Source organism: Gammaproteobacteria bacterium CG11_big_fil_rev_8_21_14_0_20_46_22, from assembly GCA_002796245.1.
Taxonomy (GTDB): Bacteria; Pseudomonadota; Gammaproteobacteria; order UBA12402; family UBA12402; genus 1-14-0-20-46-22.
Map to the genome: position 1 here is coordinate 37342 of PCWT01000031.1, position 14543 is coordinate 51884.

Annotated in this window: 17 protein-coding genes; 4 read left to right on the forward strand and 13 right to left on the reverse strand. The window is 46.8% G+C overall.

The annotated features are described in order from the left end of the window. Positions 1-5: 5 nt before the first annotated feature. Together COV52_03885 and COV52_03890 are read left to right on the forward strand one after the other, a co-directional pair. The gene (locus tag COV52_03885; GenBank protein PIR11461.1) at positions 6-479 is read left to right on the forward strand and encodes a hypothetical protein; all 474 of its coding nucleotides are present in this window, start codon (positions 6-8) and stop codon (positions 477-479) included. Between the two features lie 202 nt (positions 480-681). Next, entirely contained in the window at positions 682-2037 is a 1356-nt protein-coding gene (locus tag COV52_03890) for an MFS transporter (protein PIR11462.1), read from the forward strand. Positions 2038-2094: 57 nt separating this feature from the next. Here the strand turns inward: COV52_03890 and COV52_03895 are convergent, their stop codons facing one another. The 5 genes from COV52_03895 to COV52_03915 form a co-directional block, all read right to left on the reverse strand. Next, on the reverse strand, positions 2095-3318 hold the full coding sequence (locus COV52_03895; protein PIR11463.1) for a hypothetical protein: 1224 nt from the start codon (positions 3316-3318) through the stop codon (positions 2095-2097). Between the two features lie 183 nt (positions 3319-3501). Continuing rightward, positions 3502-3963 carry a hypothetical protein gene (locus tag COV52_03900; GenBank protein PIR11464.1) on the reverse strand — a complete coding sequence of 154 codons (462 nt, stop codon included), beginning with the start codon at positions 3961-3963 and terminating at the stop codon, positions 3502-3504. Positions 3964-4077: 114 nt separating this feature from the next. Next, complete coding sequence (locus COV52_03905) at positions 4078-4365, reverse strand: hypothetical protein (protein ID PIR11465.1); 288 nt, start codon at positions 4363-4365, stop codon at positions 4078-4080. Positions 4366-4401: 36 nt separating this feature from the next. After that, a complete protein-coding gene (locus COV52_03910; GenBank protein PIR11466.1) occupies positions 4402-4746 on the reverse strand; it encodes an aldehyde-activating protein in 345 nt (114 codons plus the stop codon). After that, complete coding sequence (locus COV52_03915) at positions 4743-5252, reverse strand: hypothetical protein (protein PIR11467.1); 510 nt, start codon at positions 5250-5252, stop codon at positions 4743-4745. Before COV52_03915 ends, COV52_03910 begins: the two co-directional genes overlap by 4 nt. Before the next feature lie 397 nt (positions 5253-5649). Here COV52_03915 and COV52_03920 point away from each other — a divergent pair, with 397 nt between their 5' ends. Then, complete coding sequence (locus tag COV52_03920; protein ID PIR11468.1) at positions 5650-6048, forward strand: hypothetical protein; 399 nt, start codon at positions 5650-5652, stop codon at positions 6046-6048. Positions 6049-6052: 4 nt separating this feature from the next. Here the strand turns inward: COV52_03920 and COV52_03925 are convergent, their stop codons facing one another. From COV52_03925 to COV52_03955, 7 genes are all read right to left on the reverse strand, one after another. After that, complete coding sequence (locus tag COV52_03925; protein PIR11469.1) at positions 6053-6301, reverse strand: hypothetical protein; 249 nt, start codon at positions 6299-6301, stop codon at positions 6053-6055. Next, a complete protein-coding gene (feoB, locus tag COV52_03930) occupies positions 6288-8528 on the reverse strand; it encodes a ferrous iron transport protein B (GenBank protein PIR11470.1) in 2241 nt (746 codons plus the stop codon). Before feoB ends, COV52_03925 begins: the two co-directional genes overlap by 14 nt. Continuing rightward, positions 8525-8719, reverse strand: coding sequence for a ferrous iron transporter A (feoA, locus tag COV52_03935; protein ID PIR11481.1), 195 nt, complete (start codon positions 8717-8719; stop codon positions 8525-8527). The genes feoB and feoA overlap by 4 nt, the downstream gene beginning before the upstream one ends. A 121-nt stretch (positions 8720-8840) precedes the next feature. Next, positions 8841-9173 carry an alkylphosphonate utilization protein gene (locus COV52_03940; GenBank protein PIR11471.1) on the reverse strand — a complete coding sequence of 111 codons (333 nt, stop codon included), beginning with the start codon at positions 9171-9173 and terminating at the stop codon, positions 8841-8843. Between the two features lies 1 nt (position 9174). Beyond that, on the reverse strand, positions 9175-10128 hold the full coding sequence (gene trxB / locus COV52_03945) for a thioredoxin-disulfide reductase (GenBank protein PIR11472.1): 954 nt from the start codon (positions 10126-10128) through the stop codon (positions 9175-9177). Between the two features lie 144 nt (positions 10129-10272). After that, entirely contained in the window at positions 10273-11148 is an 876-nt protein-coding gene (locus tag COV52_03950) for a succinate--CoA ligase subunit alpha (GenBank protein PIR11473.1), read from the reverse strand. Between the two features lie 111 nt (positions 11149-11259). Then, complete coding sequence (locus COV52_03955) at positions 11260-12426, reverse strand: ADP-forming succinate--CoA ligase subunit beta (protein ID PIR11474.1); 1167 nt, start codon at positions 12424-12426, stop codon at positions 11260-11262. Positions 12427-12564: 138 nt separating this feature from the next. Between COV52_03955 and COV52_03960 the strand changes: the two genes are divergently transcribed. Then, positions 12565-12759 carry a hypothetical protein gene (locus COV52_03960; GenBank protein ID PIR11475.1) on the forward strand — a complete coding sequence of 65 codons (195 nt, stop codon included), beginning with the start codon at positions 12565-12567 and terminating at the stop codon, positions 12757-12759. 1 nt (position 12760) lies between these two features. Here the strand turns inward: COV52_03960 and COV52_03965 are convergent, their stop codons facing one another. Then, the gene (locus tag COV52_03965) at positions 12761-14326 is read right to left on the reverse strand and encodes a hypothetical protein (GenBank protein PIR11476.1); all 1566 of its coding nucleotides are present in this window, start codon (positions 14324-14326) and stop codon (positions 12761-12763) included. Positions 14327-14543 lie beyond the last annotated feature (217 nt).

Genomic DNA, 14543 nt, shown 5'->3' on the forward strand with positions numbered 1-14543 from the left:
AGTTTATGCGTTTTTTTCATATCGGATGTTTCATCATCGCCACATTGGCCTTATCCACCGGCTTTGCCACACAACTAGAGCGCAGCAAGTTCATGACTGCCCTGCTCGAGCAACCTTTACCGAAAATTCGTGACTGTGCCAAACAAGGCCTGGTCGCCTACCAAAACACCTTAAGCCTGGTGTATCTCGACGACCAACGCAGCGATCATGACGCCGACAAAGTCAAAGCCTATACCTGGGCTTATTTAGCGCTGTACCAACTCAAGCATCGCGACAAGCAAAACTTTTTGATTCAGCAACAAGCCGAATTTGTCACCGCCATCAGCAAGCAACTCACTGATCACGAGATCCGCCGGGCCAAGCATTTAGCACAAACCTATTATGAGCTGTATGGTAAACATTGGCCGAAAGTGCCGGTGATGCGAAACGAGAGCTTTCCAAGCCAATGCAAGCTTGAATTATTAGAAAAACACGCCTAGATAAACCCGCTGAGCGACGCTAACTTTAATGGCAACGCCCAAGATACAGAACTGAGCAATCTTCCCTTACTTAATCAAAACGAACTAGAAAACGCTGACAGCGACGAGCAACACTAAATCACCGCCGGGCGGTTTTATTTTACAAGCCCGGCAAAATCCGCTCTAATGCCGTATCGTTCTGAAACGGCCGTGATACTAAGCTATGAATAAAACACTCTTTATCTGGGTTACACTCATTTGTGCTGGCATGGGCGGCGTGCTCTATGGCTACGACATTGGCGTTATCTCAGGCGCACTCCTCTTCATCAAACAAAGCATTGCGCTCACTCGCAGCCAAACCGAAATTATCGTGGGTGCCGTCTTATTCGGCGGCCTTATTGGCACACTGATCACCGGCAGCCTAGCGGATCGTTTTGGCCGACGCACGATGATACTGGTCGCCTGCGTGGTGTTTGCCGTGGGCTTATTGTTTATCCTCACTGCCAAAAGTTTTATTGCACTTCTCTTAGCCCGTTTATTGCTCGGCATTGGCGTGGGTATCATTGCAGTCGCTGTGCCTTTATATTTGTCGGAAACGGCGCCGGCCAAACTTCGCGGCCGCGCCGTCACCCTCTTTCAAATTTTCTTAACACTCGGCATTTTGCTCGCCTACATCGTCGACAAAGCATTCACAGGCAGCGGCGACTGGCGCAGCATGTTCGCCATGATTTACATCCCTACCGGTATTTTGTTTTTCAGTATGATCATGTTGCCTGAAACACCACGCTGGCTAGTTGTGCACCGTCGCTTGAAACACGCCGCGAACGTCATTCGTAAGATCCATGGCGAATCACGCGTTGAGATTGAAATTGAAGCCATACAACGCTGCGGCCAACGCACCTCCTCACGCTGGCACACCTTATTCAACAAACAATATTTTCCAGCCTTGTGCTTAGCCGTCTTTATTGCCGTGAGCAATCAGCTCACTGGCGTGAATATCATTTTGCAATATGCGCCCACGGTGATTCAATCGGCCGGGATGTCATCCCAAGCCACCACAATGATCGCCACAGTCGGCATTGGCGCGGTGCAATTTGTATTTACCTTAATCGCGCTCTCCTTGATTGATGTATTAGGCCGCAAATTTTTATTGTGCTTAGGCACGCTCGGCCTAGTATTATGCGATGTGTATTTGGCGTATGTGAACCATGTTTACCCTACGGGCTACACCTTAGCGGTCCACTCAGTCTACGGCCTACTCGCATACATCTTATTTTACGGCTTAGGCCCAGGTGTTGTGGTGTGGCTCGTGATTTCAGAATCTCTGCCCACCAAAGTGCGCGGCAAAGCGATTTCCTTGTGTTTGTTTTTCAATTCATTGGCTGCAGCACTATTATCCAGCGTGTTTTTATCGGTCGCGCACGCCATCGGCATGACCGCCACGTACAGCCTCTTTGCGTTTTTCACCTTTTTGTATTTCTTAAGTGCCTATATTTTCCTGCATGAAACCAAAGGGCAATCGCTGGAAGCGATCCAGCAGCGCCTGGAAAGAACGGCGCTGAAAGAGGCTGTGGAATAAGGCGTCTCTTCGTATCACACAGTCTTGTAAATTTAAAAGCGCTAACACTTCAGCATCTTAGCTCGACTCAAAGCGCCTCTTCATTTCTCTTACATTTAAAAGATACTTTATAAGCTCTAAGGCCCGTTCTGGTATGCGGTCAAACTGCTTACGCTGATAAGCAACTTGCTGATCATGCGTAACCAAATCTTCAGGGAACGGCATGCCTTCTCTCGACTCATAAAGCCCAGGGCGGCTCAGGTAATAATCTGTCAAAATACTTTTTTCGATCTCATAGTATTCATCGTTTTCTTCTATAGCGTCTAACGATCTGCTCGGCGGCTGTGGCTTACTACTAGGTGAAAGTGCCATAAAGAAAGTCGGATATGTGCGGCATAAATGGATTGACAGCTTGAGGTTCGCAAGCACGGGAATACCCATTGCTAACAGCGTCTCTAGGTTTCTGTGTTGAACCTTTTCCAGGTGCTGACTTATCTTTTTATAGTTTAGAATAATACCCCGCCAAAAGAGCCAGGATTGATATTCTGGAGAATAATTGCCACACAGCATGTTCTGAACAGCAAATTCAGCATGATTAAATCGAGCCGCCTCAATCGCAAAGAAAGCGACTTTTTTTAACGCTGCCTTATAGTGGTCTTGTTTAAAGAGCATGTTTTTTTGCGCCCTAAACACATCGCTCATGGTCTCAAATGCCTGTTTAAAATCATCCGGCGATAACAAACAGTCTTGATCATCATAAGCCGTCAGGGCCTCTGTTAAAACAAGTAAACGATCAGAAACGCTGTGCTGATCATTCAGACCAGTAATATACAGCGCACCAGTATGGCGATGGGGAAACACCCTTTTTAAATCAACTTCGCCATAAATTTTATACGGCACATAGTGATGATCTGGGCCTTCTACAACCGGTGAATGAATGATTTTGTTTACACGAATCCAAACAGCATCTTTAATAGGCTGATCGTCCAGTGCGACACGAAACCAAAGGTAAGTCTCTGCCTCGTTTAGCTTTTCTAAGTTTTCAGCGGCAACAGAAAGCAAACCGGTGGACTGAATCTGCCTAATAAACAGCCTATAACCTTCTGAAGACGTTCCGACAAATTCTTCAGTATCCGAGTCTAAGGGGTCGCCATCGTCCAAAAATCCTAGCTCATCATCGTTATCATCATTGCCAGAATCAGCGACGACCAGCTCACCATATCCATCATGAACATGCTCTTCGAATCGATATTTCCTACCTGTTGAAGGATCGTAAATTTCAGCCCAGAAACGCGCAGTCACTCTCTACTTTTCCCTACTATTTTCACATAAGACGCGTGTAACCCCGGGTTATCCCTTCGCTCAACCCAGGCTACATGCACGAATAAAAACGAAACAAACGTAGCAACCGTCTTGGGTAGCAACGTCTTTGCGAGGAGCGAAGCGACGTGGCAATCTCCAGATTAATGAGCCAGATTGCCGCGCTCACTGCTGTTCGCTCGCAATGACATTAGCCGATAAAATGTCATTGCCCGGCTTCACAGCCGACTTCATAAAAGCACTGTGAAATACCTGCTGGCAATCAATAAAGAGATACGCATTTTTCGTTTCATACACATGAAAGCATAAACGCTTTTTAAAATCCCAATGCTTCCATTGCACATACACCGTCCCATCTTTGGTAATACTGTAATGACCTGTATCAACCTGCGGCTCGCCCTTAGGCTTTATACCCATCTTACTCACCGCGTGTCCTTTCGCACCCAAGTAGAAAATATTGCTATCCTTCACCGTTTTTCCATTTAAATTATCGATAGGCACCGATGTATACGTTTTATTCAGAAACACGCTCTCTATCTGCGCCTTACTCATTGAGTGCAAAGATGCAGAAAAACCACATAATGGCATCAAAAAAAACAGAGTAGCCTTGCATACTTGTCGTTTCATAACACACTCCTCAAAAAATCCACATCAAGCCCCACCAAGCCAGTTTTGGTTAACATATGCCCGCTTAAGACTGATAACCCGAGTTGTCGTGTTTTGCAAGCAGCGACATCAAAATTAAACAATACCAATTGACTTCACATCATCAAAAAAACCCAGAATCTCAGGCTTGCCAGCCAGCAAACTCAGCCAAGTTTCACTGATCTCAGGTGTGATCTCTTCAATATGCTGCGAATGACTTTCTCGAGTATCCCAATGCTCAACACAGGTGAATTTATGCTTATCATCCTGATTTTGATAAAGCTTGATGCCCTGAAAACCCGGCACAGTTTTCATCATTTCAAAAGAATTTAAAAACGCTTCTCTTGCCGATTCTTTGGTTAATACGTTGAATATAAATACCATAAGCTTTCACCTTGCAAAATCAAAACGAATCATAGATCAAATCGCCTTCCCGTCAAACACCTTTAACGGCAGCGATCGCCAGTCACAATCATCCAGCGCGCACAAATTAACACAGCAAGGAAATAAAGGCTCAGAGGGAATTAAATAAATATAGACACCACAATGCCGGCAGAAATAATGCTCGCCTTTCATTGTATTAAAGCGATAACAGCTTAAATCACCCTCACCTGATGTGATACGTAAATTATCTGCCACGTGGTGAACAACGTTACGGATCGCACAGTAAGAGCAATTACACACCATGGGCTGTTTTAATTCCAACTCACACACAAACCTGACTTTTTTACAATGGCAAGTTCCTGTGTAACGCGCTTTACTCATAATGAAGAAAACCTTTGGAGATAGCCTTTCCAACTTGGTTCATCGAGCACCAGGCTCTCAAAATTACCCTGCGTATAGTCACGGATCACAGACTCCCAGAAAGCTTTCGCATAATCCAAGCCCGGTAACTGCCTGACTTCCCACTGCGTTTTATACGAATCAAATAGTTTTATGGCAGCCCATCTGCCAACACCAAACTTTCTATAAGCCGGCATCACAAAAAATTCGGCAATATCTCTTGTGGCTTTATCTTCATTTATCATGCTTGAAAGATTGATGACAGCAAAGCCAACTGGCAGCTCACCGGCATAAATCATATAAGCATTGTAACCAAACGGGCTCCAGTATTGCATAATTTTATTTTGATCATATAACCCATCGAGATTCAGCTCTTCTTTCGTGATACAAGAAAACTCAAACTCGTAGAGCTGTTGAAGATGAACAAACGGAGCCTTTTTAATATCATCCACTCGATCTAGTCTTAAGCTTTGCATATCTAAACGCACTATCTACTCCTAAGTCTCTGCTAATTGTTTACACGATAGCGCCCATTAGGGCGTGTCCCTAACGTCGTCGCTGGGCTGCAAACCAAGCAAAATGGGCAAAAATTAAGGATGCTTTTCGTTAAATATGTTCAATATTCGCCTCAAACCATCCTTAACTTTTGTACCATTATCTTGATTTTCGCACCTACCGAGACTTTAGGGACACGCCCTAGTCTTCTGTTCATTATCGATTCACCTCTAAATCATTCATCATATCACGCTCTGAAACACACGCCTGAAACACAAGCCTTGAAAAAGAGTGCCAAAGTTGATAAAATTCGCCAAAAATAACAAAAGGAGAGCCCTCGTGAAACGTTTTCTATCTTTAGCCATCGCGGCAATTTGCACAGCCTCAGCCATGGCCGATCAATATATCCAAGTCATCAACGCATCCGACAAACCTGTTTTCGTAGAAACGAGCTCAGGCGCGCTTATCAAGGTACCAAAAGCCCATACCACAGGGTACAACATACACATCATGCCCCAAGACACAAAAATACTGATCACAAATAATAAGGCGCAAATCACCAATACGTTTATTATCCACGCTCCAAGTCCAGAGTTTTCAGCATATCAATGTTCGCAGGCTGGCTCATGGGCGCTGAGCATTTCCGATAACAGTCACACAAACTCAGGCTTTGTCTGTGGAATAAGCAACAGAGGGAGTGGAAACACTAACTATACAGTTCTCATTACAGATAGCCAGGCCAGGTTAACGCCCAAACGAGGCAATGGTCTAGCAGCCGTTAATTATTGATAAGCTATTCTGTTGTCGTGTATTTTTGCTCAGTCAGCTTATACACCTTCACGGTGGATAACTCACACGATCCACAGCCGGAGCCACAGTTGGCCACGCACTGATCTTCGGCTTTGACCACACCTTTTTGAATCAAGTGATCCATTAACGCTTGTATATGATCCGGTTCTTCACGAAAGGTGATGATCAAGCCCTGCATCGTGGCTTCTTTATTTTCCTGCATATATTGCTTTAAGCGGCTAAGGGTGAGCACGACGCTTTCTCCTTCCCGCCACGGCGTACATCACCATAATCTGAGCAAATTGAAACGCTAACATGCCCGCGATCCAACATGCAGAAAACCAGCGATGCGCTGAAAACATCACGGTTTGATAGAAAATGGTGGCGACGGCATAGGCCACACTAAAGCTCCAAAAGGTCGCAAAATACGCCCAACCTTTGCCGATCTCACGCGCAATCACGCCCATGGTGGACACACAAGGAATGTAGAGCAGCACAAAAATCAAATACGCGTACGCCGCCCATGGGCTTAGAAAACGCTGGGCCATATTGCCCATCGCACTTTGTGTCATATCATGATCGGCTTCGTTCGCCGTAAACGGGTTTAAACGTTGAGCCGAAAACAGCGATGAAAAACCCTGGAGCGTCACTTGCCAGGCTTGTTGCAAACCCGCTAATAAATGAAAATCACTGGGTTTGTCGTTAAACTGCCCTTGTGTGTAAAGCGTATTTAACGTACCGACCACCACTTCTTTGGCCAAAGTCCCTGTGATCAAACCCACCGTCGCCGGCCAGTTGTCTTGATGCACGCCCAGCGGTCGCAGCACGGGCGTAATCACACGACCCACGTCGGATAAAATCGATTGCGGGCTGCCCTGCGGCACAATCTTGCCATCGAGCTGTACCGCATTGAGTGTGCCGACCAAGACACACACGGGCACAATCACTTTACCCGCGCGAAAAATAAACCGCTTTAAACGCTGCCAGGTCATGATAAAAATCGATTTAAAATATGGCCAATGATAATTCGGCAGCTCCATCACAAAGGGCGCTTCTTTACCTTTGAGTACGCTCACTTTTAACAAATAACCCGTAAGCATGGCCACCAAAATACCGAGCAAATACAAAGAAAACACCACGATGCCACCGTGCGCTGGGTAAAATGCTGAAGCAAACACCACAAAAATGGCCAAGCGTGCACCACAAGACATAAACGGTGACATCATCGTCGTGAGAATACGATCGCGCGTGTTGCCGAGTGTGCGTGTGGCCATAATCGCAGGCACATTGCAGCCAAAGCCGATAATCAAGGGAATAAAGGCTTTACCGGGCAAGCCCACCGCCTGCATAAAACGATCCACCACAAAAGCCGCGCGCGACATATAGCCTGAATCTTCTAAAAACGATAAACATAAAAACATTAAACCAATTTGTGGAATAAACGTTGCAACTGTATTAATACCCAAACCAATTCCCTGGGCTAATAAAGCATTCATCCATAAAGGCAAGCCCAGCGCGTGAGCCAAGTGATTCACACCATCAATAAAAATCACGCTCGAGCTGATATCAAACAAGGGCTGCAGCAAGGTACCCACGTTCATCGAGATTTCAAACATCAAATACATGATGAATAAAAATAACGGTATACCCAAAAAGCGGTGCATGAATAAACGATCCAGCCAGCGCGTCATGCTTTGTGCGATTTTATGTTGGACTATGACTGCATCACATAATTGATACATCGTCTGATAACGCGCATCAGCCATGACGATATCACTGTCTTCTTCTGTTACAACTTCCAACCCCTGAATAATACGCTCGCATTCAGCCTGTGTGTCATTATCTAAAATCACAGAGACTAAACGGTCTTTTTCCAGCAAACGGATGGCCTGCCAGCGACTTTTTTGCGGCGTGAGCGGAACGAGTTGTTCAATCGTATCTTCAATACGCGGATGAAACGATAAAGCCTTGGGCAAATCCCCTCGTACATACTCGCAAATCGCGGTTTGCAAAGCTTTCACCCCTTTGCCGCGACTACCCACCAACTCTAACACCGGACAAGACAAACGCTTCGATAGCTCGGCCGCATTCACTGCCTTGTGCTGTCGCTTAGCCACATCGCTCATATTGAGCACGACGATCATCGGCACTTGCATATCCAAAAGCTGCAAGGTGAGATACAGGTGACGTTGAAGATTAGACGCATCCAAAATATTGACGAATAAATCCGCCTCTTGGCTCATCAAAAAATTACTGGCAATGGCCTCATCAATCGCACCCTCACCGGATGAGACATTCAGCGAGTAAATACCCGGTAAATCGATCAAGGTGATACGCTCATCGCCGCAACGCATTTGTGCGGTTTTTTTATCGACCGTGACACCGGCCCAATTACCGACTTTTTGGCTGCTACCGCTTAAGCGATTAAAAATGGTTGTCTTACCGCAATTGGGGTTGCCGATAAACGCCACACGCTTCATTCCAAGCACTCCAACAAGTCGAGCATGGCTAAATCTTGCTTGCGCAGGCTAATATCAAAACCGTGTATGGTGATATGAACAGGATCGCCTAAGGGTGCAACACGCTGCACTTCAAACACCGCACCAGGCACCACGCCCATGGCTAAAAGCTTTTGACGAAAATACGGTTTAAGGCCCTTTTTCAGCGCCATGATTTTGATTTTTTTACCGGCCACGTACTGCACGTGATAACCCCTGCGAGCGTTGTGCGAGGGCCAAGTATATACCTGAAATTGTGTCGTTGTAAATGAGAATGGTTCTCATTTGTGAGGCTTATTTTTTCACAAACTCAGCTTTGAGCTTCATCGGGCCAATGCCTGGCACCTTGCAATCGATTTCATGGTCGCCATCGACTAAGCGAATGTTTTTGACTTTGGTGCCGACTTTAATCACCAGCGAGGTGTTTTTCACTTTTAAATCTTTGATCAGCGTGATGGTATCACCATCGCTTAACACATTGCCGTTGGCGTCTTTGACAACACGTGCATCATCAGCGCTCGGCACCTGCTCAGCAGACCACTCGTGAGCACATTCAGGGCAAATCAAGAAACTGCCGTCTTGGTAAGTGAATTCAGATTGGCACTGAGGGCAAGCCGGTAATGTCATATCATTTAGTCTCCAGCGCATCAAGGTAACGCTCGGCATCAAGCGCGGCCATACAACCCGTGCCGGCTGACGTGACCGCTTGGCGATACACATGATCCATCACATCGCCGCAAGCAAACACACCTTCCACACTGGTGGCTGTGGCGTTGCCGCTTAAACCACTTTGCACTTTGATATAGCCATCGTGCATTTCTAGCTGACCGTCAAAAATATCCGTATTCGGCTTGTGACCAATGGCGATAAATACACCGGCCAAATCGATGTCTTTGGTTTCGTCGTTGTTCACATGTTTGATGCGCATGCCGGTCACACCAGTATCATCGCCCAAGACTTCATCCAAAACATGATTCCACTCGATCGTGACATTGCCTTCTTGCGAACGTTTGACCAACTTGTCGGATAAGATTTTTTCCGAACGGAATTTATCGCGACGGTGTACAACAGTGACATGCTTAGCAATGTTTGATAGATACAGCGCTTCTTCCACGGCCGTGTTACCACCGCCAATCACCGCCACATCTTTGCCTTTGTAAAAAAAACCATCACAGGTCGCACAAGCCGACACACCCTTGCCTTTAAACGCTTCTTCAGAGTCTAGGCCTAAATATTTCGCACTCGCACCTGTCGCGATGATCAGCGCATCACAGGTGTATTCGCCGTTATCACCTTTAAGCTTTAACGGCTTTTGTTTGAAGTCGACTGTGTTGATGTGATCAAAAATAATTTGTGTTTCAAAGCGTTCTGCATGCTTTTGCATGCGCTGCATGAGCTCTGGACCTTGCACCCCCTCATTATCACCGGGCCAGTTGTCAACATCGGTAGTTGTCATGAGCTGACCACCCTGCTCCATACCGGTAATCACAACCGGGTTTAAGTTCGCACGTGCGGCGTAAACGGCCGCCGTGTAACCCGCTGGGCCAGAACCTAGAATGATGAGTGTGTGGTGTTGTGTCATAGTGTTGTCCAATTCAAGTAGCCATCGTCTTGCGTAGCCTGGGTTGAAATGCGAAGCATTGAAAACCCGGGGTTAAATTTCCCCGGATTATCGCGCCTTCGGCGCTCAATCGAGGCTACATTCACAAAGACGATAACCCGGCATTTACCAGCCAGTGATCTCTTTCAAAGCATTACCCATTTCAGCCGGTGACTTCACGGTTTTCACACCCGCCGCTTCAAGCGCTGCAAACTTCTCAGCCGCAGTACCTTTACCGCCAGAAATAATCGCACCAGCATGGCCCATACGCTTACCTTCAGGCGCTGTGACACCCGCAATGTAGGCCACAACAGGCTTAGTCACATTCGCTTTAATAAAGGCTGCCGCTTCTTCTTCAGCCGAACCACCAATTTCACCGACCATGATGATGGCTTCCGTTTGTGGATCGTCTTGGAACATGGCCAAGACATCGACAAAGTTCATACCTGGGATAGGATCGCCGCCGATACCCACGCAAGTCGACTGGCCAAAGCCTAGGTCTGTGGTTTGTTTCACCGTTTCATACGTCAATGTGCCTGAGCGTGAGACGATACCGACTTTACCCGGCAAATGAATATGACCCGGCATGATACCGATTTTACATTCACCCGGCGTGATCACACCTGGACAGTTCGGGCCGATCATGCGCGCTTTCGTGTTTTTCTCGATGTAATATTTCACTTCAAGCATATCCATCGTTGGAATACCTTCGGTGATACACACAATCAACTCGATACCGGCATCAGCTGCTTCTAAGATTGAATCTTTACAAAATGGCGCTGGCACATAAATCACAGTGGCTGTCGCACCCGTGGCATCGACTGCTTCACGCACTGTGTCAAACACAGGAAGGCCTAGATGTTTTTGACCACCTTTACCGGGTGTGACACCGCCGACCATTTTCGTGCCGTAAGCAATCGCTTGTTCAGAATGAAAGGTACCGTTTTTACCGGTAAACCCCTGGCAAATCACTTTGGTGTCTTTGTTAATTAAAATACTCATTGTTTACTCTCTTCTAAAAATTTCTAGTCTTGTCATTGCAAAGCTCTCGCACTCGAAACAATCTGATTAAGATTGCCGCACTCACGCTGTTCGCTCGCAATGACGCTAAAATTATTCGCCCTTGGTGACTTTCACAATCGCTTGTGCTGCGCCGGCCAAGCTATCAGCCGGTGTTAAGTTCAAGCCGCTATTGGCCAACTTCTCAGCGCCCAGCTCTGCGTTGTTACCCTCAAGGCGCACAACCACAGGGACTTTCACTTCGACTTCTTTCACCGCTTCAATGATACCTTCGGCGATCATGTCACAACGCACGATACCACCGAAGATATTCACCAAAATACCTTTAACGTTTTCATCGGATAAAATGATTTTGAACGCCTCTGTTACGCGCTCTTTGGTCGCACCACCGCCCACGTCGAGGAAGTTTGCCGGTTGGCCGCCGTAAAGTTTGATGATATCCATGGTCGCCATGGCAAGACCCGCGCCGTTAACCATACAGCCGATATCACCATCCAACGCAATGTAGTTTAATTCCCAATCTTTCGCGCGGTTTTCACGCTCGTCTTCCTGTTCTGGATCACGCATCGCTTTTAAATCTGGGTGACGATACAAGGCATTTTCGTCGATCACCATTTTGCAATCTAGGCACGTTAAGTCACCATTGTCTTGAATGACCAATGGGTTCACTTCCAACAAGGCTAGATCTTTTTCAGCAAACAATTTGCCAAGACCCGTTAAAATGTGTGCGAACTGTTTCATTTGTTTCGCATCAAGGCCTAGCTTAAACGCCACTTCGCGGCACTGATACGGCATCACGCCAACCAAAGGATCGACGACGATTTGCAAAATTTTCTCAGGTGTTGCTTTTGCTACCTCTTCAATTTCCACACCACCTTCGGTTGATACCATAAACACCACGCGACGTGTCGCACGGTCGACCACCGCACCTAAATACAATTCTTTGGCAATGTCGCACGGCTCAGCGATAAACAATTTATTGACCGGCTGACCTTTCTCATCAGTTTGGAACGTGACCAAACGAGAACCCAACAAACGACGCGCTTCTGACTCGAGCTCGTCACGTGAGGTGACAAACTTCACACCACCGGCTTTACCACGACCGCCGGCATGCACTTGTGCCTTGACGATCCAGGCGTTACCGCCCAACGTTTGAGCAGCTTTCACCGCCTCTTCGACGTTTGATACGACAATACCTTTCGGTGCCGGTAAGCCGTAATCTGCTAATAAGGTTTTCGCTTGATATTCATGTAAATTCATGGATTGTTATCCTTTTTGAACCGTATAAGATTAGAGATGTTTCCGGCGCAAAGACTACGCCAATAGGCAGTAAAAATCAAGTGAGTAAGGTCTCTCGTGGCAAGGACATGAAAAGGCACAGGTGCGCGCTTTTTCGATTTGCGCTTGCCTTACCTCGCGCGCCCGCTTCGCCGAGCTTGTAGTCTCGGCTATGCTCATGCGCTGATTGCTCGGCAAGGGGAGGCAAGCCCAAATCCCTTTTGCACGCGACCTGTGCCAACAGTGTGCCTCTCAGGATTGATCAAAAAGGGCGCAAAAAACGGCTTTGAAAAACTTATCCAAACCTATTCTTGAACTAAGCTCGATTTTGAGGCTGCGAGACCGAATCCGGAGCCTTTCGGCCCTCCAGCCAAACAATGCTCAAAATGAGCCCAAGAATGGCCACGCCGAACAAAACCCACATGCTGACACGCAAAGCGTGAGAGTAAGAGTGCCCAAGCAAGGCGCTCACATCCGTATACAAGTGGCCCGGGAACATCGCCTTGACCTGTCTTGCGGGCAGACTGCCTTTAAGCGCATACAAAACCTTGCCGCTCAGCTCTGGGCTCATCAGACTGGGGTAATGCGACAAATCCCGGTCTAAAAAATGCGCAGCGGTTTGCTCAAAAATCGTGGAAATCACCGCTGCACCCAAACTAGAGCCAAACCAACGGATCATCATCATTTTGCCGTTAGCCAAGCCCGTTTTTTCCGGCGGCATATGGCGCATGGTCACTTTCACCAACAAGGATGTGCTAATCACAAAACCGAAAGCCATCAAAGCAAAGCCAATCGTGATATACCAATATGGGGTGCACTCGTGTACAAAGGCCAGCGACAGCGTCGAGAGTGCCATCAAAACAAAGGCCGTTATTGCGACGATTTTAGGATTGAGTTTATCGGCAATTTGGGTGAGCACATAGGCCGTAATAAAAAAGACCACTGAAAATGGCAAGAAGGCTAAGCCCGCCTCCAAAGCCGAAAAGCCATACACGCTTTGCAAATAAATACCGAAGACAAACAGCCAGGCGATCATAATAAAATAACCCAGCATAGCGATAAAACTGCCCGCAAAAAATTGGCGTACTCTAAACAAAGGGTAATCCAGTAAACTGTGCTTAATGACTGCCTCAGCAATTAAGAGCGCGATGAGCGCAACGACAAACACAGCCAACACAATCAACGCACGATGGCTTAACCATCCCCAATTATCACCTTGCGATAAATACACGGTTAAACTCATCATACTGATGACAAGCAAAACCAGGCCGATAATATCAAAATGAATCTCACTCATCGCACGTTCACGACGCTTCATGAGGAGCGACACGAAGATCATGGCAATAAACGCAATCGGCACATTGACCCAAAAGGCCATACGCCAACTAAAAAAATGAATCAACAAACCACCCATTACTGGCCCCAAACTCATGCCCAAGCCCGTACCCGCCACGATCGCAGAAGTCGGTACGCCACGTTTTTCAGGTTCATAACTTTTGGCCACCCAAGTGAGTGCGCCAATAATAATGAACGAGCCAAACGCACCCTGAAGAATACGAAAGGCGATAATCCAATAAATATTATCAGACAAGGCAATCGCCGCTGAAAAGATCGCAAACGCCAGCAAGCCGATATTGACGATTTTTTTAGCGCCAAACATATCAGCCAGCTTGCCGGCAATCACATAAAATGAGGCATTACCAATCGCGTAACCTGCCAGTAACCACTGAAGCAAGGAAATACTTACGCCCAGAGACACTGCCAAGGGCTCGATCGCCACGCCCATGATCATCAGATCCACACCGACCATCAAGGGCGGTATCACCAAAGTAAGCAAAATCCAAATAGAAACCTTTTGTTTGATTGCGTCGGCCATCGCCATTCCTTAATTCAATCATGTATCTTTCAACAGTGAGACCAAAAGATCAAGCAGAACTGCATTTGACACCGAATGGGTTTTTACCTAGAGTGAAACGATTATCAAGGAGGCCGCTATGAACAATCTTAGGGCCTTATATGGACTCGCTCCGTATTGTCAAAGAATAATTTCTCGATGATTTAAAAAATGGTAAAGATTGCGACCATATATCCGACATCTC